The organism is Geminocystis sp. M7585_C2015_104 (genome assembly GCA_015295805.1).
GTDB lineage: Bacteria > Cyanobacteriota > Cyanobacteriia > Cyanobacteriales > Cyanobacteriaceae > DVEF01.
In genome coordinates this window covers 43,383-55,206 of sequence record DVEF01000053.1, presented here as the reverse complement: position 1 = coordinate 55,206, position 11,824 = coordinate 43,383, and the positions used below count along the sequence as shown (strand labels likewise).

Below are 11,824 nucleotides of genomic sequence, written 5' to 3'. Positions count from 1 at the left end.
GCTATCTGGAGTCTATGGCCACCCACCAAATCCCCGCCATTGGCTATGGCATCCGCTACGAGTATGGCATTTTTGACCAAGAAATCCGAGACGGTTGGCAGGTGGAAATAACAGATTTGTGGTTAAAATACGGTAACCCCTGGGAAATGCGTCGCTCAGAGGTAGTCTATGAAGTCAAATTTGGCGGTTACGTGGAGCATTATACCGATTCTGCCGGCCGTTTTTGTAGTAATTGGCACCCCCACCTGGTAGTCAAGGGAGTGGCCTATGACACCCCCATTTTAGGCTATCGTGTCAATAATGCCAACACCCTCCGCCTGTGGAAAGCCGAAGCCCCTGAATCCTTCGACTTTCAAGCTTTCAATGTGGGAGACTATTATGGGGCAGTCCACGAGAAGACTATCTGTGAAAATATAAGCAAGGTGTTGTATCCCAATGATGAGCCCCTTCAAGGTAAACAACTTAGATTACAACAGCAATACTTCTTTGTATCCTGTTCCCTCCAGGATATGCTCAAAATGCATCTGGCTAGGGGGGAAAAAATTGAAACCTTCCATGAGAAGTTTGTAGTACAACTAAATGACACCCATCCAGCCATAGCTCCGGCAGAGTTGATGCGTTTGTTGTTGGATGAGCATCTTTTGGATTGGGATACTGCCTGGCATATTACCACCAACACCTTTGCCTATACTAATCACACACTTATGCCAGAAGCCCTAGAAAAATGGGATTTAGAGTTGTTTGGCAGTCTGTTACCTCGTCACCTGGAAATCATCTATGAAATCAATCGTCGTCATTTAGACCAGGTTGCCGTTAGGTTTTTGGGTAACCTAGAGAAAATTAGGAATCTGTCTCTCATCGAGGAGGGAGAAAGAAAGGCCTTACGGATGGCTTCCCTAGCCTCCAGTTGTAGTTTTGCCATCAACGGGGTTTCTGCCATCCACTCCCAATTACTAAGAGAAACTGTTTTGAAAGACTGGTATCAATTCTCCCCTGAAAAATTCACCAATATCACCAATGGCGTGACTCCCCGTCGTTGGATAGCCTTGATTAACCCCTCTTTTGCCCGGTTGATTACTGAATCCCTTGGCAGTGACGAGTGGCTACAAAACCTGGATTTATTAAGGGGTTTGGAAAAATACGCTACAGATTCCAGCTTCCAGGAAAAATGGCGGGAGGTGAAACGGGAGAATAAGAAAAATCTGGCGCGTTACATCCAACAAAAGGTTGGCGTAGTAGTCAATCCCGATTCTATCTTCGATGTAATGGTCAAACGGATTCACGAATACAAACGCCAACACCTTAAGGTTTTACATATCATCACCCTATATAACCGTCTCAAACGCAATCCTGATTTGGATATCCCCCCCTATACTTTCATTTTCGGGGGTAAGGCGGCCCCCGGCTATTGGATGGCAAAACTGATTATCAAGTTAATTAACTGTGTTGCGGATGTAATTAATAATGACCCAGATGTTAAAGACCGTCTCAAGGTAGTATTTGTCCCAGACTACAATGTGACTGTGGCTCAGAAGATTATACCAGCCGCAGACATATCTGAACAAATCTCCCTGGCCGGTAAGGAGGCTTCTGGTACCAGTAATATGAAGTTTGCCATGAATGGTGCCATTACGGTGGGGACTTTGGATGGGGCCAACATCGAAATCCGAGACTCTGTTGGCGAGGAAAACTTCTTCTCTTTTGGTTTGACTGTAGAGGAAGTTAAACAACTTAGTCGTCGCACCCCTTACCCCAAGAAGTATTATATCAGCAATCAGGCCCTCAAGGTAGCCATTGACCAAATTGCCACTGGTTTCTTCTCCCATTTAGACAGTAGTCTTTTCCGGGATTTGGCTGATAATCTACTCTACCATGATCCCTTCTTTGTCCTTGCTGATTATCAACCCTATATAGACTGTCATGAACATGTTGCTGTTGCCTACAAAGATAGGGTACAATGGACCAAAATGTCTATTCTCAACACTGCACGCATTGGTAAGTTTTCCAGTGATCGTAGTGTAAGGGAATATGCCGAGAGAATCTGGAAAATCCAACCCACCCCTGTGGAATTAGTGGACTTGTGCCCCTCCGGCGAATGTAAACTGGTAAATACCCCCTCCTGATTTTCCCCCATTTTAAATAACTTTATTTCTTCCTCCGGACTCTAAACGAGTCTTTTTTTTTGCGATTTTGTTTATTGTTTAACTGAAACACCAATTTATCCTCTGGGGTGGTGAAGGGAGATACTGTGTAGTTGTGAAAGATGCAGAGGTAGACTATAATAGGAGGAGACTATCAACCATTAACCATCAAAAATTAGCAATCCACTTTTTTTGAGTTTCTTAGGGGCTTGATTTTCCGAGTCCCTATGATTTTTTATTAGTTTAAACTAAAAAAGGGGACAGTATGACTGGGAAACGTCTTTTGTTAATTATTCTTACGGTTGTTTCCGCTGTTAGTGTATTTTTGACTCTTTTTCAGAGTCTGGGGGAAATTCAAATCCAATACCAGCTGGAGTTGTATCAAAGCAACCTAATTCTCAATGCCTCTCAGTGGCAGCCAAAAGGAGAGAAAAATGCTGAATTGCTGGAAACTCTTATTGGCAATACTCCCTATAAAACCATCGCACAACAGTATGAACAAGTCCTGGAAGTCATTAAGGATAATATTCAGAAAAAAAATCAGACAATTTCTCAGTTAGATGCCACCAGGCCTCGACAACAATTAAAACAGTCTATTCAACAGGACAACTTGTTATTAGAAAGGCTCAATATTTGTCTTGCCATCCTCTACGCTTATCAGAATGACATCCAAAATGCAGACAAATATCTCTCCTCGATTTCTGATGAAAGAATAAGGGGTATAATCGGAAGTATCTGGCTAGAGAATAAGGGCATAAAAGAGGGTCAATCTGAAGAAGTAGCTGAAATAATATCCCAAAAATTGGACGGCTGGTTTGAGAATGTAACCCTGGCTAGACTCTACCAGTTAACTAACGACAAAGATAAACTTGTCGGGGTGCAAAATGAAGTTCAATCCTCGGCAGAAAAGGCATTAATAAAATTGGGGATTATAAGTAGTATTGCTATATTTGGGGGCTTAATAGGTTTTGGTTTAATTATCTTTTTGTTGATTGAATCCCTGCTGAAAAAAGAAAACTCAACCCTGGCAATTAACAGTGATAAACCCTGGGAAACTCCCTGGGATTGGGAGGTTATCCTACAAGTCATAGTAGGGGGTTTCTTTTTCTTTTCCCAGGTGGTATTACCGATTATATTGGGGGGATTGAGGATAAATCCAGCGGATTTTGACATTAGGGGGAAGGCTTTATACGTGTTTTTCGGCTATCTTCTGATGGCAGGAGGAGGATTAGCAATATTGTATTTATCTTTAAAACCCTTTTTTCCTCTGCCGAAAGACTGGTTTAATTTCACTGGCAAAAACTGGTTTTGGTGGGGTATTGGCGGTTATGTGACAGCTATTCCCCTTGTGTTTTTTGTCTCTTTACTTAACCAGCAATTGTGGCAAGGCAGAGGTGGTAGTAATCCCCTTTTATTTTTAGCATTAGAAGCACAAGATAAATTTGCACTGGCTGTATTCTTTGTAACAGCATCTATAGCTGCGCCCATTTTTGAAGAAATAATGTTTCGCGGTTTCCTCCTTCCTTCCCTCACCCGTTATTATTCTGTGGGAGATTCTATCCTCTTTTCCGCCTTTATTTTTGCTATCGCCCATGGTAGTCTGGCGGAGGCTATACCCCTGGCTAGTTTGGGGTTAATCCTGGGGATAGTTTATACTCGCTCTCGTAGTCTATTGGCTTCTATTATGGTACACAGTCTTTGGAATAGTGCCACTCTACTTACCCTTTTCCTTTTAGGTAGTAAATAATTGAAGAATTTTCCTGATTAATTCTATATTGGTATTGGGGAAATATTAATGGTAGATAGAAATCATGGTGGCTACCAATATAGACAATAATAATGGCACTATGGAGAGAGAAACAGTCGTGGAGACTTATAATTTGAGTAAAACATATCTGACTGGATTTTGGTTGAATAAAAAAGTTGTATCCCTGAAAAATTGTACCTTGAGGGTATATAAGGGGGAGACTTTTGGCTTATTAGGACATAATGGCGCAGGAAAAACTACTCTTTTAAAGCTCCTTTTAGGTATCACTAAACCCACTTCTGGCAGGGCATTTTTGTTGGGAAAACCCCCTGGCGATATCACCGTAAAACAAAAGCTGGGCTACTTGCCAGAAAATGCATATTATTATGATTTTCTGACGGCTTGGGAGTTTCTCTCTTTTGTAGCAGACTTATTTCAAATACCTAAATCTGAACAAAAAAAGAGGATACCCCAGTTATTAGACTTAGTGGGTTTATCTAAAGAGACAGCGAAAAAGAAACAACTGCGACAGTATTCCAAGGGAATGTTACAAAGGGTGGGAATGGCACAGGCTTTAATCAATAATCCCGAGGTTGTCTTTTTTGATGAACCAATGTCTGGTTTAGATCCTCTAGGTCGTTACCAGGTTAGGCAAATTATACTGTCTTTGAGGGAACAGGCAAGACTATATTTTTTAACACCCATATTCTGTCTGATGTGGAGAAGATATGCGACAGAATTGCTATCCTGGCAAGGGGTGAGTTATTGGCGGTAGGCTCATTGGATGAAATTTTGGGGACAAAAGAGAGTTATCATGTGGTAGTGAGGGTAAATAGAGACAATTCCCCCACCGATTGGAGTGGCTGGTTGAATAATCTAAAACAAGAAAATAACCTGGTGATGGGGGAATTAAAGGGGAAACCGGAAGAATTTTTGGCCTATCTGTCTCAAGTATCGGCGGAGTTAATAAGTATGAATAAAAGTCGTGATTCTCTGGAGGAGTTTTTTGTAAATTTGTTGGAGGAAAAGGGAATTACTTTTAGTCAGTAACTTAAGTCAAACTAGTAGTCAGTCTATAGCAAATATTCCTGAATGGCTTTGGCGACACCATCATTTTCTACATCGTCGGTGACTGCCGAGGCAATGGCTTTTACCTCTGCTGGCGCGTCTCCCATTGCCACACTAAACCCGGCATATTTTAACATGGTATAATCGTTAAGATTGTCCCCAATAGCCATGACGTTTTCTGGTTTCAAGTCTAAGATTTTTTCTACTAAGTATTTAACGGCACTACCCTTGTTAACATTAGCCCTGGTAGCTTCTAAATATACGGGATTAGACTGGGTGAGGAAGACTTTCTCGGGGGGATATCTCCTCTGCAAATCCTCGAGGAGATAAGTAATTAAATCGGAATCGGGACTTTGAGCTAAAATCTTGGTGGGATGATTATCCAGCAAGTCTTCTAGCCTTTCCACCAGATTATAATCGATTCCGGAACGTTGGACATAAAAATCGGTTTTCTCGTTAAAATTTTCTACATACAATTGGTCATCATAATAGAGATGTATATCCAACTCATTTTCTTGTTGTTGTTGCCGGAAATATTGTACCAACTCCTGGGCAATATTTTTGTGCACTGGTTGATGTAATAACATTTCCCCGGTATCTACCCGTTGCACCCAGGCCCCATTATAGGCAATAATGGGTAAATCCGCCCCTATGGCCTCATGAAAGGCTTTAGCTGAACAAAACATCCTACCAGTAGCTAATCCTACCATAATGCCTTTGGCTTGGGCCTGTTTGATGGCTTGCCTAACCGCCTGGGAGACTTGATTGGACCTACCGGCGATAGTACCATCAATGTCAAGAATCAATACGCGGATTCCCTTTGTGACTGTCATGACTGTTATCCCTGCTGAGACTGTAAGATTTTTTTGGCCTGTTGCCAGAGTTGTTCTAATTCTGCCAAACTATAATCTGGAAGGGGGCGGTTACTCATTTTCTCCACCAAATAGAAACGTTGGAGGAAGCGTTGATTAGTCTCCTGGAGTGCTACGGTTGGATCTATACCATACCACCTGGCCAAATTGACGATGACAAAAAGCAAATCCCCCAATTCCGCCGTAGCATGGGTTTTGTCGCCGGAAGCACAAGCCTGCTTAAATTCTTCTAATTCCTCGTAAAACTTCTGCCAAACCCCCTCTATATTCTCCCATTCAAATCCAACCTGTGCGGCTTTCTGGGAAATTTTAAAACTTGCCATCAGGGGAGGGAGACTGGAGACGTATTTTTTCAGCTTAGCAGTGAGAGAGGAATTTTCCCCCTCTTCTTCTTGCTTGATTTTCTCCCAATTGTGACGCACCTGTTGGGCATCTGCCACCTTTACATCCCCAAAGACATGGGGGTGACGACGGATTAGTTTTTCGGTGATGCCTCTAGCTACATCTTCCAGAGTAAAATGGCCATTCTCCTGGGCGATTTGTGCCTGTAACACTACCTGTAACAACAAATCTCCTAACTCCTCAGCAATCTCCCGTTGGTTGCCAGACTGGATAGCATGGACAGTTTCATAGGCTTCTTCTAGGATATAGGGAATTAGGGAGGTTTGGGTTTGGGCTAAATCCCATGGGCAACCTTTTTCCGGATGCCGCAGTTTTGCTACCACCTCTATCAGTTCTGAAAGGGCCTGAAGGGTATTATTATGGTTTTGTGTGGGAGACATGGTTAAAACCGGTAAAGACAACAGACAAGTTTGAATATAACATGAGCGGTGGGACATCTGCCGGGATGGCAAGGGGCTAACAGATGTGGCTATGATAGATAGACAATTATCCCCCTAGTTTAGGTAATTATTGGAGACAGTATGTGGAGAGTGATATTGGCGTTTTTATTAGGCTTTTGCTTGTTTGTTAAACCAGTAACGGCTGAGGAAACAAAATTTCCTACAGAAGCACAACTGCAAGAAGGAGAGAAAATAGCTCAAATGGCATTAGAAGCGGCAGAAAAGGGGAACTTTGTTGAGGCAGAGAGGTTGTGGACCGACCTAATTGCGCGTTTTCCCTCAAATCCCGCCGTTTGGAGCAATAGGGGCAATACTAGAGTAAGTCAAAACAAAATAGAAGCTGCCATTGAGGATTATAACAAGGCAATCCAACTGGCACCAGATGCCCCTACTCCTTATCTCAACCGGGGTGTTGCCTACGAAGCCCTTGGTAAATACGAGGAAGCCATTGCTGACTACCAACGAGTATTGCAATTATCCCCTACTGATGCCATGGCCTATAACAATCTAGGCAATGCCAACGCCGGCTTGGGCAGATGGGAGGAGGCTTTAAAATACTATCAAAAAGCTACAGAGATAGCACCGAATTTGGCCTTTGCCAGTGCCAATGAATCTCTTACCCTATACCAGTTAGGGAGAAGGGAGGAGGCGGAAAGGAAAATGCGTAGTATTTTGCGTAAGTATCCCATGTTTCCAGACGTGCGTGCGGCTTTGACTGCCTTGTTGTGGGAGGAAGGAAAACAGGGGGAGGCAGAAAGTAATTGGGTAGCCACTGTGGGGGTTGACAGTCGTTATAAAGACATCCAGTGGGTAAAAGAAGTGAGAAAATGGCCTCCTAAGATGGTAGTGGCTTTAGAGAATTTTTTGAACATGGAGACTAAATAGACATAAGGGGTAGACAGTAAGGGGTTTATCGCTAACCCCTACGCCTACAAATACTCTTGTAATACCTCTTTTGTCTGTTGTGCAGTCTTTTCCCAGCTGAAAGCCATTACTCTCTTTAATCCCAATTCCCTTAGTTGTTGTTTAACCGTATCATCTTCCACTAACAGATTCATTGCCGAGGCTATTTCCTTCACATCTGTGGGGTTGACTAACAAAGCCGCATCCCCTGCCACTTCTGGTAGAGATGACACATTAGATGTTATCACCGGTGTGCCACAGGCCATAGCTTCTAACACTGGGAAGCCAAAGCCTTCCCACAGACTTGGAAACAATAATGCTTCTGCCTGGTTTAACAGTTTAGGCAATTCTTCTTCTGCTACGTAGTCTAGGAATTTTACTCTGTTTTCTATGCCCAATTGTTTTGCCTGTTTTTTCAACGGGGGAGTATAACGGGAATCCCTTTGTCCTGCTATCCATAATTGATATTCTTTTTTATACCTAAACTGAGCAAATGCCGCTATAATTCTAGACAAGTTTTTATGGGGGTCATGTCTACCTAAATACAAAAAAAAACGAACACTAGGACTTTTTTTTGCTTCAGCTAGGGGTTTAAATTTCTCCCTATCAATTCCCAGGGGTATGGGTGTTATTTTACCAGCTTTTACCCCCAAAATTTCAATCAAATCGTCAGCAGTAGCCTTGGAGTTACAAATAATATGCACTGCCTGTTGACACACCAACGGCAAGATATAACGGCAGTAGTGGGTGAGGAGGGATTGGATTCTGGGGAAACGAAGAGGAATTAAATCGTGGACAACTACTATAGTTCTTATGTTGGCAAAAAGAGGCATTTCTCCACAAGGAGAGAATAACAAATTTCCCTTAAGTTGGCGAAAAATATTGGGCAATTCCGTTTGGGTCCAAAGTATACGGGAAACATGTCCTTTAGTGCCGTAGTCTGGACTAAGTTTTTCCGCGATGAAGTAGGGATTTTTGTGAATTTGGGGCTGATAGTATTTTTGGGCTAAAACACTGGTATACTGTAAAGGAAAATGCCTCAGGAGGTTGTTGGTATAATTAGCTATTCCTGTGGGTTTTGTTAGCAACATTGAAAGGTTTATTATGAGGGGGCTGCTGGGAATATTGTTCATAAAAATTAAACCTCTAAAACCCCTTGTTTTTAACTGGTGGTTAACAAGTTTAGGTTATTCCGGTTTTTAAAGCAACCCCCCTTACTATTTGTAAGGCAAATGTAGAAAAAAAACACCATAATACAGTCAAATCGCCCTTGTGGACTACGGTAGGCAAGACTGTATGGCGGGAGTGTACTAGTAACGTATTTGCTTAGCAGTCTCGAAGAAGAATCTCACGTTGTCTTCGGGGGTGCCCACCAACACACCATGCCCCAAATTCAGAATATGCCCGGTATTGCCAGCCTTGGCCACAGTATCGTAAATCCTCTGTTTGATGAATTCTTGAGTGCCAAACAATACAGCCGGGTCTATATTACCCTGTACTTTAACATGTTCTCCCAGTCTTTGTCTAGCTTCCGCCATGTCCACCATCCAATCCAAACTGACGATGTCCACCCCGGATTGTGCCATTCGTTCTAATATGCCTGCACTACCGCTGATGTACAAAATAAGGGGGGTGTCAGGATGAGTAGCCTTGACTAGCTCAACCACTTTCTTCTGGTAGGGTAAGGCAAAGGTGTCATAATCCTGTGGACTTAGGTGACCGGCCCAGGAGTCAAACATCTGTACTACTTGAGCTCCACAGTCAATCTGATAACGGATGTAAGTGGCAACGGCAGTGGCAATCTTATCCAACAGTTTATGTAGCAAATCTGGCTCAGAAAAGGCCATACTCTTGATAACAGTATAGTCCTTAGAGCCCTTGCCCTCCACTACATAGGCAGCTAATGTCCAAGGCGCACCCACAAACCCCAGCACCGTGGACTTATTACCCACCTCTTTGCGCAAACTGGTGAGAATGGTTTTGATAAAGGGCAAGGATTCCTCTGGTTCTAAAGGACGTAACTGCTCAATTTGTGCTCTCCTCCGAATAGGAGGGGCTATAATGGGGCCCCTGCTTTCTACAATGTCAAAAGAAATGCCTATTCCTGGTAAAGGGGTTAAAATGTCAGAAAACATAATCACCCCATCCGGCTGAAAGGCATGCCAGGGTTGTAGGGAAATTTCAATGGCTAGGTCTGGATTTTCTGACCTTTCCCGGAAACTGGGGTATTTCTCCCTCAAGTCTCTGTATGCCTTCATGTATCTTCCCGCCTGACGCATCATCCACACTGGTGGACGTTCCCCTTTTTCCCCTCTCGCTACTCTCAACAACAAAGGCAATTCAGACATGGTTGTTCCAGAATTCACTGCGTTTTTTAGCTTATCACCCCCTTAAACTATCCGTAAACCATGAGAAAGGGGAAATATAAATAAAACCGAAAATAGTGGTCAGGAGGAGCCAAAATATTGCAGAATGTTAATTAAGTAAACTGAAAGTTAACAATGGAACCGTGGGCAACCAACTACTGGAAAGGCAAATAGAAGAGGAGAAAACCAAAAAACACGCCCCTGGCTTGTTGTCTGTGGCGATGGGATTGGTAGTTATTTCCCTGTTGCTGGGGGGATTGCTAGCCAAAAATGATCCCTATACCCAAAAAGTATTGTCCTTTCAGGGGAATGTAGCTAGAGGGGAAGCTATTTTCCGCGTGAATTGTGCCGGTTGTCATGGCTTGAATGGAGGCGGCAATGTAGGACCCAGTTTACAGGGCATAAGCAAACATAAATCAGACTCCCAGCTTATCCAACAGGTGATTAGTGGTAAGACTCCCCCCATGCCTAAATTTCAACCCTCTGCAGAAGACATGGCAGATTTGTTGAGTTATCTGCGGACTTTATAACCCTCTTGGGCTACAATGGAAGGGTTGTACTCACATGCAGACCTTGACTTCTAGCAGTGATTGAGCGTTACACCTTGCCCGAAATGGGGGTAATCTGGACTGACGAGTATCGTTTTCGCACTTGGTTGCAGGTGGAAATAGCTGTCTGTGAAGCTCAGGCTTCATTGGGACTAATCCCCCAAGAGGCAGTGGAGGAGATTAAAAAGAAGGCCAATTTTGACCCAAAACGCATCGCTGAGATAGAAGCAGAAGTCCGCCACGATGTTATCGCTTTCCTCACCAATGTTAACGAATATGTAGGGGATGCCGGCAGGTATATCCACCTCGGCCTCACCAGTTCTGATGTTTTAGATACTGCTTTAGCACTACAGTTAGTAGCAAGTTTAGACCTCATCCTAGCCTGCCTAGAGGAAACTATTCAGGCTATCCGCTACCAGGCACAAAAACACCGCTACACCATAATGGTGGGTAGGACCCACGGCATCCATGCCGAACCGATTACCTTTGGCTTTAAACTGGCTGGGTGGCTGGCAGAAATGCGCCGTCACCGGGAACGTCTGGTAAAACTGAGAGAAGAGGTGGCAGTGGGAAAAATCTCCGGGGCCGTAGGCACCTATGCCAATATAGACCCCAGAGTAGAAGCCATAGCCTGTGCTAAACTGGGACTACAACCGGACACCGCCTCCACCCAGGTAATTTCAAGGGACCGTCATGCCCATTTTGTGCAACAATTGGCCCTACTAGCCGCCTCCCTTGAGCGTTTTGCCGTAGAAATCAGAAACCTACAACGCACGGACGTGCTGGAGGTGGAGGAGTACTTCTCTGAAGGCCAAAAAGGCTCATCTGCCATGCCCCATAAACGCAACCCCGTCCGCAGTGAGAGGATTACAGGGATGGCCAGGATTATCAGGGGCTATGCCGTTGCCGCCTTAGAAAACGTCGCCCTGTGGCATGAGCGGGATATTTCCCACAGTTCCGTCGAAAGAGTCATCCTCCCAGACTCCTGCATTCTCATCCACTTCATGCTTAAAGAGATGACCGACCTGATCCAACACCTCCTAGTTTACCCTGAAAATATGCTCGAAAACATGAATGTATATGGAGGGGTTATATTTAGTCAAAGGGTCTTGTTAGCCCTAGTAGAAAAGGGCATGAGTAGGGAGCAAGCCTATAGGATTGTACAGGGATGTGCCCATCAGGCGTGGAATAAGAGGGGGGGGAACTTCCGTCAGCTAGTGGAAAACCATCCAGAGGTGAAAAGATTTTTGTCTCCAGAAGAGATTGCCACTTGTTTTGACCCCCAACAACACCTCAAGCACCTGGAAGTAGTATACGAGAGACTAGGGATTTAAAAG

At 43.8% G+C, this 11,824-nt stretch carries 9 protein-coding genes and 1 pseudogene; 6 read left to right on the top strand and 4 right to left on the bottom strand.

Features of this window, described 5'->3' with window-relative positions:
• The 3 genes and pseudogenes from IGQ44_06240 to IGQ44_06230 form a co-directional block, all read left to right on the top strand.
• The coding region (locus tag IGQ44_06240) for a glycogen/starch/alpha-glucan phosphorylase (GenBank protein HIK37568.1) at positions 1-2,123 on the top strand (2,123 nt) is incomplete at its 5' end.
• A gap of 283 nt (positions 2,124-2,406) precedes the next feature.
• The gene (locus IGQ44_06235) at positions 2,407-3,888 is read left to right on the top strand and encodes a CPBP family intramembrane metalloprotease (protein ID HIK37567.1); all 1,482 of its coding nucleotides are present in this window, start codon (positions 2,407-2,409) and stop codon (positions 3,886-3,888) included.
• 64 nt (positions 3,889-3,952) lie between these two features.
• Positions 3,953-4,938 (top strand): annotated as a pseudogene (locus IGQ44_06230) (ABC transporter ATP-binding protein).
• A 23-nt stretch (positions 4,939-4,961) separates the two neighbouring features.
• Here IGQ44_06230 and IGQ44_06225 read toward each other — a convergent pair.
• Both IGQ44_06225 and mazG read right to left on the bottom strand, forming a co-directional pair.
• Complete coding sequence (locus tag IGQ44_06225) at positions 4,962-5,789, bottom strand: HAD family phosphatase (protein HIK37566.1); 828 nt, start codon at positions 5,787-5,789, stop codon at positions 4,962-4,964.
• Between the two features lie 5 nt (positions 5,790-5,794).
• Positions 5,795-6,610, bottom strand: coding sequence for a nucleoside triphosphate pyrophosphohydrolase (mazG, locus tag IGQ44_06220; protein ID HIK37565.1), 816 nt, complete (start codon positions 6,608-6,610; stop codon positions 5,795-5,797).
• Positions 6,611-6,751: 141 nt separating this feature from the next.
• Here mazG and IGQ44_06215 point away from each other — a divergent pair, with 141 nt between their 5' ends.
• Positions 6,752-7,555 carry a tetratricopeptide repeat protein gene (locus tag IGQ44_06215; GenBank protein ID HIK37564.1) on the top strand — a complete coding sequence of 268 codons (804 nt, stop codon included), beginning with the start codon at positions 6,752-6,754 and terminating at the stop codon, positions 7,553-7,555.
• A 44-nt stretch (positions 7,556-7,599) separates the two neighbouring features.
• Here IGQ44_06215 and IGQ44_06210 read toward each other — a convergent pair whose 3' ends face one another.
• Together IGQ44_06210 and IGQ44_06205 are read right to left on the bottom strand one after the other, a co-directional pair.
• A complete protein-coding gene (locus IGQ44_06210; GenBank protein ID HIK37563.1) occupies positions 7,600-8,706 on the bottom strand; it encodes a glycosyltransferase family 4 protein in 1,107 nt (368 codons plus the stop codon).
• Between the two features lie 177 nt (positions 8,707-8,883).
• Complete coding sequence (locus IGQ44_06205) at positions 8,884-9,921, bottom strand: uroporphyrinogen decarboxylase (protein ID HIK37562.1); 1,038 nt, start codon at positions 9,919-9,921, stop codon at positions 8,884-8,886.
• A gap of 239 nt (positions 9,922-10,160) precedes the next feature.
• Between IGQ44_06205 and IGQ44_06200 the strand changes: the two genes are divergently transcribed.
• Together IGQ44_06200 and IGQ44_06195 are read left to right on the top strand one after the other, a co-directional pair.
• Complete coding sequence (locus IGQ44_06200; GenBank protein HIK37561.1) at positions 10,161-10,469, top strand: cytochrome c; 309 nt, start codon at positions 10,161-10,163, stop codon at positions 10,467-10,469.
• Positions 10,470-10,525: 56 nt separating this feature from the next.
• Positions 10,526-11,821 (top strand): adenylosuccinate lyase, encoded by a 1,296-nt coding sequence (locus tag IGQ44_06195; protein HIK37560.1) that lies wholly within the window; start codon positions 10,526-10,528, stop codon positions 11,819-11,821.
• The last annotated feature ends 3 nt before the right edge of the window (positions 11,822-11,824 follow it).